Source organism: Trinickia sp., assembly GCF_036503415.1.
Classification (GTDB): domain Bacteria; phylum Pseudomonadota; class Gammaproteobacteria; order Burkholderiales; family Burkholderiaceae; genus Trinickia.
The window spans coordinates 1-13750 of record NZ_DASXWY010000020.1 but is presented as its reverse complement, the minus strand read 5'-3'; the positions used below and the strand labels follow the sequence as shown (position 1 = coordinate 13750).

Sequence of the window (13750 nt, the reverse complement as noted above, 5' to 3'; positions counted from 1 at the left end):
GTCACGTCATGGACGGTTTTCGGCGAGGGCATCCGCTCCTCCTTCCAGCATTTCAGCGCGGCTTCCCATGTATCGTTTTCGTCGACCAGCGGAATCAGTTCGGGCGTCTCGCTGACGTCGCCCTCGAGGCGCCGCAGTTCTTCTTCCACGACAGCCAGCTGCGCGTCGGCGATGGCCTTCAGCAAAGTAGCGAACTCGGCCGACGCCGCGGGCAGCCAGGCGCGCTCCCACGTCAGATGCTCCTCGACGGCCTCGCGGACGTCCGAAAAGTCGTCCGACGCCCGGGCCCGGCGCAGCTGCCGGCGCGCCTCCTGCAGGAGGGCCGTGTGCGCCTCGTCGTCGTAGTCGTCTTTGTCGGCTTCGGCTTCGTCGCTCTCTTTCTCGAAGTAAGTCGGACGTGCTTCGTCATCATTCGCCAGTGCGTTGACGGTGTAGCGCTCGACCAGTCGGGGAATGTGCGCGGCGTCAAGGCGGGTCGTGCCCGGCGGCTGCACGGACGGGTGGTACGGGTGGGGCGCGTCGTCGCCCGCCGGACGCAGGCCATGCGGCAGCCAGTTCTCGCCGGTCGCCGTGGCCGCGTTGGCGGCGGCCCGTGCCGGGGCGACGAGGCGTTCATATTGCAGCGCGGCCATCGGCAGGCGGGTGATGGCCACCTCCTTGCTGGACGTTTCGAGGCTGAGCCAGAAGTCCTTGCGTTGGAGCAGGGATTGCAGTTCGAGCGGAATTTTGCGACGGAAATAGTAGTTCGACGAACCGCGACGGGGGGCGAGGTAGGGGTGTTTCACGGTGTGCTCTCCACATTGAGGTAACAGTGGCGTGTAGCACCCGCTTCCGGAAAAGCGCACCGCACCTAAAACGGTTGGCCGCTTTAGATGCGTAATGCGCCTGTTCGGGCGCATTCCCGGCATTCCAGAACAAAAAAGCCGCTGCTTCGTGAGAAGCAGCGGCTTTTTCTTACAACTGGTGGCGAATCAGGGATTCGAACCCCGGACCTGCGGATTATGATTCCGTCGCTCTAACCGACTGAGCTAATTCGCCGAAAGAAGGACGATTATCGTTAGGACGGGCGGTGCTGTCAAGTGCTGGGATTCATCCGTGCCCCACCCCTTGCAACCCTCACCCGCCGTTGGTCCCTCGCCGCTCCCCGCCTCAATCCCGCGAGTAGATATTGGAGTCCTTCGTCTCCTTGACGAACAGCATCCCGATCACGAACGTGATCAACGCTACCGCCACCGGATACCAGAGCCCCGAGTAGATATTTCCCTGAGTCGCAACGATCGCGAACGCCGTCGCCGGCAGGAAGCCGCCGAACCAACCGTTACCGATGTGATAGGGCAGCGACATCGACGTGTACCGAATCCGCGTCGGGAACATCTCCACGAGCATCGCCGCGATCGGACCGTACACCATCGTCACGTAGATCACGAGCAGCGTCAGGATCACCACCGTCATCGGCCAGTTCAACTGCGACGGATCGGCCTTCGCCGGATACCCCGCACCCTTGAGGGTCGAGGCCAGCGTCTTCGTGAACGCCGCGCCTTTCGCTTTCGCGTCGGGCGCCTTGCCGTCATAGGACTCCAGCACCGCATCCCCGACCTTCACCTGGGCGATGGTGCCCGCGGGCGCTGCAACGTTCGAGTAGTTCAAGCCCGATTTCGCCAACGCGCTCTTCGCGATGTCGCAAGAACTCGTGAAGCTCGCGGTGCCGACGGGGTTGAACTGGAACGAGCACTCGTCCGGATTGGCGACGACGACGATGGGCGACTTTTGCGTCGCGGCTTCCAACGCCGGATTGGCGAAGTGCGTGAGTGCCTTGAACAGCGGGAAGTAGGTCAGTGCGGCAATCAGGCAGCCGGCCATGATGATCGGCTTGCGGCCGATACGATCCGACAGCGAACCGAAGAACACGAAAAACGGCGTGCCGATCAACAAGGCCAGCGCGATCAGGATATTGGCGCTCGCGCCATCGACCTTGAGCGTCTGCGTCAGGAAAAAGAGCGCATAGAACTGGCCCGTGTACCAGACCACAGCCTGGCCGGCCGTCAGGCCGATGAGCGCAAGAATCACGATCTTCAGGTTCTTCCACTGGCCGAATGCCTCGGTGAGCGGTGCCTTCGAAGTCTTGCCCTCAGCCTTGATCCGGAGGAACGCCGGCGATTCGCTCAATTGCAGCCGGATCCAGACCGACACGGCGAGCAGGAGCAGCGATGCGATGAACGGAATACGCCAGCCCCAGCTCGCGAACGATTCTTCGCCGATGGACGTGCGAATGCCGAGAATCACGAGCAGCGAGAGGAACAGGCCGAGCGTGGCCGTCGTCTGGATCCACGACGTGTAGTAGCCGCGCCGGTTGGCCGGGGCATGTTCAGCGACATAGGTTGCCGCGCCGCCGTACTCGCCGCCGAGCGCGAGGCCCTGCAAAAGCCGCATCGCGATGAAGATCACCGGAGACGCAAACCCTATCGACGCATATCCCGGCAGGAGGCCGACCACGAACGTCGAGAGACCCATGATCACGATCGTGATCAAGAACGTGTGCTTGCGGCCGACAAGATCGCCGAGCCGACCGAACACGAGTGCGCCGAACGGCCGCACGGCAAAGCCGGCCGCGAAACCGAGCAACGTAAAGATGAAGCCGGCGGTGGGATTGACGCCCGCGAAAAAGCTCTTGCTGATATAGACGGCGAGCGAGCCCGCCAGATAGAAGTCGTACCACTCGAAAACAGTGCCGAGCGACGACGCGAAGATCACCTTCTTCTCGTCGGCGCTCATCGGCGCGTGCGAAATGTGCCCGCCTACCGTTGCCATGTGTGTCTCCTCATATTGGACAGCAGTTCCATATGTCCAAATTTGGGACACACGGCTGCTTGCGGTCGATTATTGGAAGGCAAACTTACGTCGGACTGACGCCAGGACCGGCTGCTGGTTTACGCCTATGCCAAGCGGCGTTTTAGGTATCGCCGCGTATTTGTCGGGAACATCGCTCAATTTCGCCTAAAACGCTTCTGCGGGTGGCGGGCTCACGGCGGGCCGACGACATGCCCGGAATCGGGTCGGCAATATTCAGGGTAAATCCGGGGTGCCTTCGATGAGCGGCAGACTGATTCGCACGAGCGTGCCCGCGAGCCGGGGCGAGGTTTGGTAGACGTGGTCGTCGATCGTCAGCGTGCCCCCGTGCATCGTCGAGATTTCCCGCACGATGGCCAGCCCGAGCCCGCTTCCGTCGCCTTCGCGCCCAAGAATCCGATAGAACCGCTCGACGACTTTCGGCCGTTCCGCAGGGGCGATGCCGGGTCCCGTGTCCTCGACTTCGAGATGAACCAACCGCTTGGCGCGCTCGAGCACCACGCGCACGGTGATGCGCCCGCCAGTTGGGGTATAGCGGATGGCGTTATCGATCACGTTCGAAAGCATCTCGCGGAGCATGACGGCATTACCAGCGACCATGGCGGGCGGATCGCGGCCCTCCTCGGGCCCCTCGTAGCCGAGATCCATCTGTTTGGCCAGTGCGGCGCGTACCCAGTCGCGCACAGCCAATCGCGCGAGATGCGCAATCTCGATGGGCGCGAAGATTTGCCCCGACATGCGATTTTCGGCGCGCGCAAGGGCGAGCAACTGCGTCACGAGCCGCGCCGCCTGGTCGGAACTTGCCGCAATCTGTTCGAGCGATAGACGCACCTCGGGCGATACGTCCTGCCGCAATGCCAGCTCGGCTTGCGTGTGCAGACCGGCAAGCGGCGTTTTCATCTGATGCGCCGCGTCGGCAATGAAGCGCTTTTGCAGATCGATGTTCTGCGCGAGGCGCGTGAGCAGATCGTTGAACGAGGTGACGAGCGGCTCGATCTCGGGTGGCGCGCGCTGCGCTTCGAGTGGCGACAAGTCGTCGGGCCGGCGTGCGCGCAAGTTGGCCTGCAGCGCCGTCAGCGGCGCAAGCCCGCGCGAAAGGCCGAACCATACCAACACGATCGCAAGCGGCAGAATCACGAACTGCGGCAGGATCACGCCCTTGATGATGTCGTTGGCGAGCGCGCTGCGCTTGTCGAACGTTTCACCGACTTGCACCAGCACCGTTTGCCCGGCCGGAGAGACCGGCAATTCCACGCTCGTATACGCGATACGGATATCGTTGCCGTGCAAGATCGCGTCACGGAATTCGACGATACCGGGCTGAGGGCGATCGTCATCGGCCGGCTGCGGCATATCGGGCACGCCCGCAACGAGCTCGCCGCGTGTGCCGAGCACCTGGTAGAAAACCTTGTCGGTGTTGTCGCCATTCAGAAAGTCGCGCGCGGCAGCGGGCAGCGAGAGTTCCGCCACGCCGCCCACCGGATGGATCTGGCGCGCGAGCACATAGGCATCGGTCTCGAGCGCGCGATCGAACGGACCATTGGCGATCGTCTTCGCCACGAGGTAGGTCACCGCAATGCTCATCGGCCAGAGCAGCAACAGCGGCGCGAGCATCCAGTCGAGAATCTCCCCGAAAAGCGAGCGCGGTCGCTCCGGCCCGCCCGCATCGGCTTCGTCGGGCGGTGCGTACGGATTGGCGGCGGGCGTATGCGCGGCGCTGTCGGGTGTCTTGCTCGCTGCCGCGGATGCGTCGTGCGAGCCGGCCGAGGGTGCCGGGCGCGAGCGCGGTGGCGCGCCGTCGTCCTGTGTCGAGACGCGCGAACCCATTACATGCCTACTTGGATGCAGGTTTTGCGGCGGGATCGGTCGCACGGGGCGCGGTGGGTGCCGTGGCGGCGGCAGCAGCACCATCGGCGGTGCGCTGGGACGGCGCGTCGGCTACCGGTCCGTTCGAGCTTGCGGCGGGCTTTTCGAGGCAATAGCCGAGCCCTCGCACCGTGATGATGCGCACGCCGCTCGGCTCGATCTTTTTGCGCAGACGATGCACGTACACTTCGATTGCGTTGTTGCTGACTTCCTCGCCCCACTCGCACAGATGATCGACGAGCTGTTCCTTCGAAACGAGCCGCCCGATCCGCTGCAGCAATATTTCCAGCACGCCGAGTTCGCGCGCGGAAAGATCGACCACCTGATCGCTCACATAGGCGATGCGCCCGACCTGATCGAACGCGAGCGAGCCGTGGCGGATGACGGTCGGCCCGCCGCCCGTGCCGCGGCGCGTCAGCGCGCGGACGCGCGCTTCGAGTTCGTTCAGATGAAAAGGCTTGGCCATGTAGTCGTCGGCGCCGAGATCGAGCCCTTTCACGCGCTCGTCGACGCTATCCGCGGCCGTCAGAATCAATACGGGCAGGCTCGAATTGCGCGCACGCAGACGGCGCAGCACTTCCAGCCCCGACATGCGCGGCAACCCCAGATCGAGAATCAGCAGATCGAACGTCTGCATCGAAAGTGCGGCGTCGGCCTCGCTGCCGCCCTTGACGTGATCGACGGCATAGCCCGATTGGCGGAGTGATCGGACGAGGCCGTCCGCGAGTATGCTGTCGTCTTCGGCAATGAGTATTCGCATGATGCGCGGGCTGGCCGGCTCGTCGGCGTCGAGCCCGACAGGCCGCAGTCTCCAATGTATTTCGAGGTCTCGCCGCGGCCGGAGCAACCGAAAGTTGCGCCGTGCTCGCCGCCCGGCTCGTTGCCGCCATGCAAATCCGCGTTGTACCGGGCTTGCAAAGAACCCTGTTTTTTTATACAGTACTTGCGTTTCGTGTGCCGGCCAGTACTCGGCCCGCCCGCCACAGACGCCGCTCATCATAGCAAAGGACGATTCATGGAAGAAAGCAAGAAAGGCTCGGCTGGACTGACGGCTGAAAAGAGCAAGGCGCTGGCCGCCGCGCTCGCGCAGATCGAAAAGCAGTTCGGCAAAGGGTCGGTCATGCGGCTCGGCGATGGCGAAGTGGCCGAAGACATCCAGGTGGTCTCCACGGGCTCGCTCGGCCTCGATATCGCGCTTGGTGTCGGCGGCCTGCCGCGTGGGCGTGTGGTCGAGATCTACGGTCCCGAATCGTCGGGCAAGACGACCCTGACGCTGCAAGTCATTGCCGAGATGCAAAAGCTCGGCGGCACGGCGGCGTTCATCGATGCCGAGCACGCGCTCGATATCCAATATGCGGCGAAGCTCGGCGTGAACGTGAACGATCTGCTCGTGTCGCAGCCCGACACGGGCGAGCAGGCGCTTGAAATTGCCGACGCGCTCGTGCGCTCGGGCTCGATCGACATGATCGTGATCGATTCGGTCGCGGCGCTCGTGCCGAAGGCGGAAATCGAAGGCGAGATGGGCGATTCGCTGCCGGGCCTGCAGGCGCGCCTGATGTCGCAGGCGCTGCGCAAGCTCACGGGCACGATCAAGCGTACCAATTGCCTCGTGATCTTCATCAACCAGATTCGTATGAAGATCGGCGTGATGTTCGGCAACCCCGAAACCACCACGGGCGGCAATGCGCTCAAGTTCTATGCTTCGGTGCGGCTCGACATCCGCCGTATCGGTTCGATCAAGAAGAACGACGAAGTCATTGGCAACGAGACTCGCGTGAAGGTGGTCAAGAACAAGGTCTCGCCGCCGTTCCGCGAAGCGATTTTCGACATCCTGTATGGCGAGGGTATTTCGCGCCAGGGCGAGATCATCGATCTCGGCGTACAAGCGAAGATCGTCGACAAGGCCGGCGCCTGGTACAGCTACAGCGGTGAGCGCATCGGGCAGGGCAAGGACAACGCGCGCGAATTCCTGCGCGAGAATCCCGATATCGCGCGCGAGATCGAAAACCGCATCCGTGAGTCGCTGGGCGTGAATGCCATGCCGCCGGCCGATGCGGGCGTCGCAGTAGCCGGCGAAGAGGAGTAAGCGCCGCGTGATGCGCAAGGTCCGCGCTGCATCGGGTACCGTCGGTGCCGCCGCGCGCGGACAGCGCTCGCTTCGGGCGCGCGCCCTCGATTATCTGTCGAGGCGCGAATACAGCCGTGTCGAGTTGTCGCGCAAGTTGTCTCAGTTTGCCGAACCCGAAGAATCGGTCGAGGCGCTCGTCGATTCACTCGAGCGCGAGGGCTGGCTGTCCGATGCGCGGTTCGTCGAAAGCGTCGTGCATCGGCGTGCTCAGCGGATGGGCACGACGCGCATCGTCAGCGAATTGCGCCGGCATGCCGTTGACGATTCGCTCGTCGAGGCGGTTGGCTCGAAGCTTCGCGAAACTGAACTCGCTCGCGCCTTGGCGGTCTGGCGCAAGAAATTCGGTACGCTCCCGCAAACGCCTGCCGAGCGCGCGAAACAAGCGCGCTTTTTGGCGATGCGCGGATTTTCACAGGCTATCGCCATGCAGATTCTCAAGGGCCAAGGCGAGCCTGATGAGTCGAGCGACTGGAGCGACGACTAGTCACGATCGCATCGCGCAGCCATCCGTGACGAGGTTCCTGGTCGCTCCCGGGGGACTGGACGCTCGGGCCAGCCAGCGTTCCGAGCGATGGTTCCCACTATGCTAAAATCTTCGGGTTTCCTCGCCAGCCGTCTTCCCTCCCATGCCGCTTTTACCGCCCGTGTCCCGCCCGTTGCGCTGTCATTCACGCGCGATTCGAGCGGAAGCCTTCGGGCGCGAGGATGGCCTCCGGGACATCGGGACGCGTCTGACCGACCACCCGCCTCGTGACGAGGCGAATAGGGTGCAGTGCCCCTGTCCCCTCGAAGTTTCCCCTCTCGCCTACCGCGCCCGCGTCGGGCTCAAATTCCCCGATTACTTTTGCCACCGCTCGATACGTCACCTGCCTGCACAGGCTTGGGCGTGCATGGCGCAGCGAGGCGAAGGTGGTACGCGCGCAGATACGGACGAGGCCGGCACGACCGGTGCCAGGGCAGCCAGCGATTACGAAGTTCAATCCAACTCTTAGACTGAAGGGAATCACGCATGAAGATTCACGAGTACCAGGGTAAGGAAATCCTGCGGAAATTCGGCGTCGCGGTGCCGCGCGGCAAGCCCGTGTTTTCTGTGGATGACGCGGTGAAAGCCGCCGAGGAGCTCGGTGGCCCGGTTTGGGTCGTCAAGGCGCAGATTCACGCGGGTGGCCGTGGCAAGGGCGGCGGCGTGAAGGTCGCGAAGTCGCTCGAGCAGGTGCGCGAGTACGCGAATCAGATCCTCGGCATGCAGCTCGTCACGCATCAGACCGGCGCGGAAGGCCAGAAGGTCAACCGTCTGCTGATCGAAGAAGGCGCGGACATCAAGAAGGAGCTGTATGTCGGCCTCGTGATCGACCGCGTTTCGCAAAAGATCGTCGTCATGGGTTCGAGCGAAGGCGGCATGGACATCGAGGAAGTCGCCGCGAAGACGCCCGAAGCGATCCACAAGGTTGCAGTCGATCCGGCCACGGGCCTCGCGGATGCGCAGGCCGACGAGCTCGCGAAGAAGATCGGTGTGCCGGACGCATCGGTGCCGCAAGCACGCGCGATTCTGCAAGGTCTTTACAAGGCGTTCTGGGAAACGGACGCATCGCTTGCCGAAATCAACCCGTTGATTCTGACGGGCGACGGCAAGGTGATCGCGCTCGACGCCAAGTTCAACTTCGATTCGAACGCGCTCTTCCGTCACCCCGAGATCGTGGCCTACCGCGATCTGGATGAAGAAGATCCGGCCGAAGTCGAAGCCTCGAAGTTCGATCTCGCCTACATCTCGCTCGACGGCAACATCGGCTGTCTCGTGAACGGTGCCGGCCTGGCGATGGCAACGATGGACACCATCAAACTGTTCGGCGGCGAACCGGCCAACTTCCTCGATGTCGGCGGCGGCGCCACGACCGAGAAGGTCACCGAAGCGTTCAAGCTGATGCTGAAAAACCCGGGCCTGAAGGCCATCCTCGTCAACATCTTCGGCGGCATCATGCGCTGCGATGTGATCGCCGAAGGCGTCATTGCCGCCTCGAAGGCCGTGCATCTGCAAGTGCCGCTCGTCGTGCGCATGAAGGGCACGAACGAGGACCTCGGCAAGAAGATGCTCGCCGATTCGGGACTGCCGATCATTTCGGCGGACAGCATGGAAGAGGCTGCGCAGAAGGTCGTCGCGGCTGCCGAAGGCAAGGCGTAAGCGCCGCGTCGAAGCCACCGGATACGAACAGAGGTCAATACATGTCGATTCTGATCAACAAAGACACGAAGGTCATCACGCAAGGCATCACCGGCAAGACCGGGCAGTTCCATACGCGCGCATGCCGTGAATACGCGAACGGCCGCGAGGCGTTCGTCGCGGGTGTGAATCCGAAGAAGGCCGGCGAGGATTTCGAAGGCATTCCGATCTACGCGAGCGTGAAGGAAGCGAAGGCTGAAACGGGCGCGACGGTCTCGGTCATCTATGTGCCGCCGGCGGGTGCCGCGGCGGCGATCTGGGAAGCGGTGGAAGCCGATCTCGATCTCGCGATCTGCATCACGGAAGGCATTCCCGTGCGCGACATGATCGAGATCAAGGACCGCATGCGTCGTGAAAACCGCAAGACGCTGCTGCTCGGGCCGAACTGCCCGGGCACGATCACGCCCGACGAACTGAAGATCGGCATCATGCCGGGCCATATCCACCGGAAGGGGCGCATCGGCGTCGTGTCGCGTTCGGGCACGCTGACCTATGAAGCAGTGGGTCAGTTGACGGCGCTCGGCCTGGGTCAATCGTCGGCGGTCGGTATCGGCGGCGATCCGATCAACGGGTTGAAGCACATCGACGTCATGAAGATGTTCAACGACGATCCCGACACGGACGCCGTCATCATGATCGGCGAGATCGGCGGTCCGGACGAAGCGAACGCAGCGTACTGGATCAAAGACAACATGAAAAAGCCCGTCGTCGGCTTCATCGCCGGTGTGACGGCGCCTCCGGGCAAGCGCATGGGCCATGCTGGCGCGCTGATTTCGGGCGGTGCCGATACGGCCGAGGCAAAGCTCGAAATCATGGAAGCCTGTGGTATCAAGGTCACGAAGAATCCGTCGGAGATGGGGCGTTTGCTGAAGTCCATTCTCTGAGGCTGATTCGTTCGAACGCGTCGCTGTGGCGGGCATTGCCACGCCACACGATGCGTGCGACGGTGCACCTTATCGTCGGCATTTTTGGTATTCTTGCGAAATTCGTTCGTAAGCTTTCCGATAGCCGACAGGAAGCGAGGAAGCGCGGGTGGCTTCCTCGTTTTTTTTGCCCTGCCAGCGTCAATTCCAGGTTGTGCCTCGGCTTCACCGGTGCCGCACAAACCTACCGACATCGCCGTCCCAGGAATACCTTTTGCACCTATGCTCGATTCCATGATCGATTTTTTCTCGACGCTCCATTGGGGCGCCGTCATCCAGATTGTCATCATCGATATCCTGCTCGGCGGCGATAACGCCGTCGTGATCGCGCTCGCATGCCGCAAGTTGCCTCCGGCGCAGCGTATGCAGGGGGTGCTGTGGGGAACGGCCGGCGCGATCGTGTTGCGCGTCGCGTTGATCGCTTTTGCCGTGGTGCTGCTCGATGTGCCGCTGCTCAAGTTTGCGGGCGGCTTGCTGCTGCTCTGGATCGGCGTGCGACTTCTTGCGCCGGCGCACGATGCGCATGAGAACGTCAAACCCGCCGACAAACTCGTGGCGGCCATCAAGACGATCATCATCGCCGATGCGGTCATGAGCCTCGATAACGTCATCGCCATCGCCGGCGCCGCCGAGGCCGCTGATCCCCAACATCGGATCGCCCTGGTAATTTTCGGGCTCATCGTCAGCATTCCGCTCATCGTCTGGGGCAGCACGCTCGTGCTGAAATTGCTCGACCGTTTCCCTGTCATCGTGACGATCGGCGCGGCGCTGCTCGGCTGGATCGCGGGCGGGCTCATCATCAACGATCCGGCGGGCGATCGCTGGCCGCTGCTCGATTCCCCGGCGGCCGAATATGGCGCGAAGATCGCGGGCGCGTTGATCGTCGTCATCATCGGCTATGCGCTCAAACGGCGCATGCGGCGGCGAGAGCGCGAGAGCCCGAGCCGTTAGCCGTTAGTCGCGTTAGCCGTTAGCCGTTCGGACGACTGCCGCGCGGCAGGCGCGCTGGCTATGCTCCCAACCGTTGTCCGCTCGATTCGAGCGGTCCTTCGGTTCGAGGAGAAATGCCGATGCCCGCCATCCGTTTTCGGATTGTTCCGCTGCATGCCGTGTTGTCCCGCGTCTGGCGCGTTCCCTGCTCGCGCGGCGGATTCACGCTGATCGAGCTCATGATTGCGCTTGCGATCGTGGGCGTCGTGGCGGCCTATGCCGTCCCGGCCTATCAGGACTATCTGGCACGCAGCCGCGTGGGTGAAGGGTTGTCGCTTGCTTCCGTGGCGCGACTTGCGGTTGCAGAGAACGCAGCGCTCGGTAACGCGCTCGATAGCGGCTATCTCTCGCCGCCCGCGACGCGCAACGTCGAATCCATCCACATCGACGACGAGAGCGGCCAGATATCGATCCGCTACACCGCGCGCATCGCGCCGGCCGGCAAGGAGACGCTTGTCCTCGTGCCTTCGGCGCCTGACGATCCCGCGTCCCCTACAGCCCGCGTCGCGCTGTCGAAAGGCGTCATGCAGGCCGGTGCGCTGAGTTGGGAATGCTTTGCCAGCGGTAAGGACGCATCGTCGCTGCCCGCACCGGGTTCCGGGCCCATGCCGCTCGATGTGGCCACATTGCCCCCTTCCGTTGCACCACCAGAGTGCCGCGCGTAAAAAAAGAAAGAAAAGTATCTCGCCGGCGCATTGCCGGGTGATGCGGGCACGCATCGGTCGCGCACAGCGAAAGGAATTTTTTGTATAGTGCGCCGATTGCCGATGCCCCCGTTCCTCATGACTTCTTCGTTCGCCCGTACTTTTTCGTTTGCGCTGTTGGCACTTGCGGTATTGCTTCCTTACGCGGTGACCAACCACACCTACCCGATTCCGACTTTTTATTCCGAGTTCACGGCGCTCACGCTTTACCTGCTTGTCGGTGCGGCCGTGATCTGGCTCGCGGTGTGCGCGCGGCCCCGGCCGGCGTTCGGCACCCCGACCGTCGCGCTGGTGCCGCTTGCGTTCGGAGCAGTGCTGATCGCGCAAACCTTCTTGCTGCCGCTGGCGCAACCGTCGATGAACTGGCTGGGCGCCGGCTTTCTGCTCGCGGCGTTCATGGCGACCCATACGGGATTCGCATTCGCGCGCGCCGGTCTGTCAGAGGACATATTGCGCTGGATGGCATGGGCGCTCGTGATCGGCGGACTTTTTGCGGTGTTCTGCCAAGTCGTGCAGCTGCTTCATCTCGAGACGCGGTTCGCACCGTTCGTGGTGGCCTACAACGTGACCATCGAGCGGCGGCCGTTCGGCAACATGGCGCAAGCTAATCACTTGGCGACGGTCATTGCATTCGCGCTGGCCGCGGCGATGTTTCTCGTTCAGACGCGCAGGCTCAACCCGCTGCTATGGGGCATCGTTTCGGCGATTTACGTGCTCGGCCAGGCGTTGACTGTCTCGCGCGGCCCCTGGCTGCAAACGGGTGTGATTGTGGTGGCGGGCTTTTGGATGGCGATCGCCATTGCGCGGCGCGAAGGGGGGCGCGGACATGCACGCGAGTGGCTCATGCCATTTGCGCTCATCGCGATTTTTATCGGCGTGAACATCGGGGTGCGCTGGGCCAACGCCGCGTATCACCTCGATCTCGACGTCTCCGCGGCGCATCGGTTTCAGGACAAGGGGCAATTCGTGTTGCGCCTTGCGATGTGGAAGTACGGATGGACGATGTTCCGGGGCCATCCGTGGCTCGGTGTCGGTTGGGGAGAGTTTCCGCGCTTTCAGTTCGAACTCGTCAAGCTGTTGGGCGATGTGGAGATTGCCAACAATTCGCACGACATTTTTATCGATCTGCTGGCCAAAACGGGCATCGTTGGGCTCGGGGTGCTGCTGATCGGCTTGATCGCGTGGCTGTTGCGCGTATTGCTTGCGCCTCATACGGCGGCGCGCGTGTTCGGTCTCGCCTTGATCGGCGTGCTGATGATGCATGCGCTGGTCGAATACCCGCAGCAGTACATGTTCTTTCTGCTGCCGGCGATGTTTGTCTTCGGCGTTCTCGAAACGAAACCGCTCGGCTTCGTGCCGCCGCGCGTCTCGCTAGCGGTGCATGGCCTCATCGTCGCGGCGGGGCTCGCGGCGCTGCTACCGATCTACCGCGATTACGCGCGTGCGGAGGTGCTGTATTACGGAGCCCACCCCGCGGAGCAATATAGTGCCGACCCGTCGCGGCTTTTCTCGGCGTGGGGCGACTATGGCATGGCCACGTTGCTGCCGATCGACAGTCACGATCTGGCGGCCAAGCTCGCGATGCATCGCAAAGCAATCGCGCTGTTGCCGGGCGAGACGGTATTGCGGCGATACGCGGTGCTGCAGGCGCTCGACGGACGCGAGGCCGATGCCCTGGATACGGTGGAGCGGCTCAAGATATTTGCCGGCGTGCTGCGCGATTGGCCGGGGCAGCTTTCGGCGCTCTATGGCTTGTGCAACGACGTGCCGAAGCTCGTTGCGTTCAAAGCCGAACTGGTCAAGCGCTATGGCGTGCCGGCGCACTCGGATAGCGAGGATACGGAGGATGAGTGATTGCACGCAAGTTGCGGGCTGGCAGTACTCGCAGGTTGTGGGCGAACAATAGCTCGGGCATGATAGGGCGCAACTGAGGGCTTGCGATTTCCGTCGGCCGGCGGTGAACAACATTGCCGGGTATGTACTTCAGCGCGTTTTTCACTCGTTTGGAGGGACTATCCATGTACAGAGTCTTCTTGCCGGTCGCTCTTGGCGCTCTTCTGGCGTCGTCTATTGC

At 62.9% G+C, this 13750-nt stretch carries 10 protein-coding genes, 1 tRNA gene and 1 pseudogene; 7 read left to right on the top strand and 5 right to left on the bottom strand.

Annotated elements, in window-relative coordinates; all coding sequences use genetic code 11:
* The 5 genes from VGL01_RS03085 to VGL01_RS03065 all read right to left on the bottom strand — a co-directional run.
* On the bottom strand, positions 1 to 785 hold a 785-nt coding region (locus VGL01_RS03085; protein WP_331566953.1), incomplete at its 3' end, for a DUF6538 domain-containing protein.
* Positions 786 to 961: 176 nt separating this feature from the next.
* Positions 962 to 1038 (bottom strand) — tRNA-Met (locus VGL01_RS03080).
* 111 nt (positions 1039 to 1149) lie between these two features.
* A complete protein-coding gene (locus VGL01_RS03075; RefSeq protein ID WP_331566951.1) occupies positions 1150 to 2808 on the bottom strand; it encodes an MFS transporter in 1659 nt (552 codons plus the stop codon).
* A gap of 255 nt (positions 2809 to 3063) precedes the next feature.
* Positions 3064 to 4674: a sensor histidine kinase gene (locus tag VGL01_RS03070; RefSeq protein WP_331566949.1), complete on the bottom strand. Its 1611-nt coding sequence runs from the start codon at positions 4672 to 4674 to the stop codon at positions 3064 to 3066.
* 7 nt (positions 4675 to 4681) lie between these two features.
* On the bottom strand, positions 4682 to 5473 hold the full coding sequence (locus VGL01_RS03065) for a response regulator transcription factor (protein ID WP_331566947.1): 792 nt from the start codon (positions 5471 to 5473) through the stop codon (positions 4682 to 4684).
* Positions 5474 to 5728: 255 nt separating this feature from the next.
* Between VGL01_RS03065 and recA the strand changes: the two genes are divergently transcribed.
* The 7 genes and pseudogenes from recA (at position 5729) to VGL01_RS03030 (ending at position 13530) form a co-directional block, all read left to right on the top strand.
* On the top strand, positions 5729 to 6799 hold the full coding sequence (gene recA / locus VGL01_RS03060) for a recombinase RecA (RefSeq protein WP_331566945.1): 1071 nt from the start codon (positions 5729 to 5731) through the stop codon (positions 6797 to 6799).
* Between the two features lies 1 nt (position 6800).
* Positions 6801 to 7325: pseudogene (gene recX / locus VGL01_RS03055) on the top strand (recombination regulator RecX); the annotation flags it as partial.
* Positions 7326 to 7850: 525 nt separating this feature from the next.
* Entirely contained in the window at positions 7851 to 9020 is a 1170-nt protein-coding gene (sucC, locus tag VGL01_RS03050) for an ADP-forming succinate--CoA ligase subunit beta (protein ID WP_331566943.1), read from the top strand.
* A gap of 41 nt (positions 9021 to 9061) precedes the next feature.
* A complete protein-coding gene (gene sucD / locus VGL01_RS03045; RefSeq protein ID WP_173261369.1) occupies positions 9062 to 9943 on the top strand; it encodes a succinate--CoA ligase subunit alpha in 882 nt (293 codons plus the stop codon).
* A gap of 273 nt (positions 9944 to 10216) precedes the next feature.
* Complete coding sequence (locus tag VGL01_RS03040; RefSeq protein WP_331566957.1) at positions 10217 to 10933, top strand: TerC family protein; 717 nt, start codon at positions 10217 to 10219, stop codon at positions 10931 to 10933.
* A 119-nt stretch (positions 10934 to 11052) separates the two neighbouring features.
* A complete protein-coding gene (locus VGL01_RS03035) occupies positions 11053 to 11637 on the top strand; it encodes a pilin (RefSeq protein WP_349257072.1) in 585 nt (194 codons plus the stop codon).
* Positions 11638 to 11754: 117 nt separating this feature from the next.
* Entirely contained in the window at positions 11755 to 13530 is a 1776-nt protein-coding gene (locus VGL01_RS03030) for a PglL family O-oligosaccharyltransferase (RefSeq protein ID WP_331566941.1), read from the top strand.
* Positions 13531 to 13750: the final 220 nt, after the last annotated feature.

Excerpts from the sequence above, each read along its gene's own strand:
- VGL01_RS03070 (WP_331566949.1), bottom strand. The coding sequence starts at position 4,674 with ATGGGTTCGCGCGTCTCGACACAGGACGACGGCGCGCCACCGCGCTCG.
- VGL01_RS03075 (WP_331566951.1), bottom strand. The coding sequence starts at position 2,808 with ATGGCAACGGTAGGCGGGCACATTTCGCACGCGCCGATGAGCGCCGAC.
- recA (WP_331566945.1), top strand. The coding sequence starts at position 5,729 with ATGGAAGAAAGCAAGAAAGGCTCGGCTGGACTGACGGCTGAAAAGAGC.
- sucC (WP_331566943.1), top strand. The coding sequence starts at position 7,851 with ATGAAGATTCACGAGTACCAGGGTAAGGAAATCCTGCGGAAATTCGGC.
- VGL01_RS03040 (WP_331566957.1), top strand. The coding sequence starts at position 10,217 with ATGATCGATTTTTTCTCGACGCTCCATTGGGGCGCCGTCATCCAGATT.
- VGL01_RS03030 (WP_331566941.1), top strand. The coding sequence starts at position 11,755 with ATGACTTCTTCGTTCGCCCGTACTTTTTCGTTTGCGCTGTTGGCACTT.
- sucD (WP_173261369.1), top strand. The coding sequence starts at position 9,062 with ATGTCGATTCTGATCAACAAAGACACGAAGGTCATCACGCAAGGCATC.
- VGL01_RS03065 (WP_331566947.1), bottom strand. The coding sequence starts at position 5,473 with ATGCGAATACTCATTGCCGAAGACGACAGCATACTCGCGGACGGCCTC.
- VGL01_RS03035 (WP_349257072.1), top strand. The coding sequence starts at position 11,053 with ATGCCCGCCATCCGTTTTCGGATTGTTCCGCTGCATGCCGTGTTGTCC.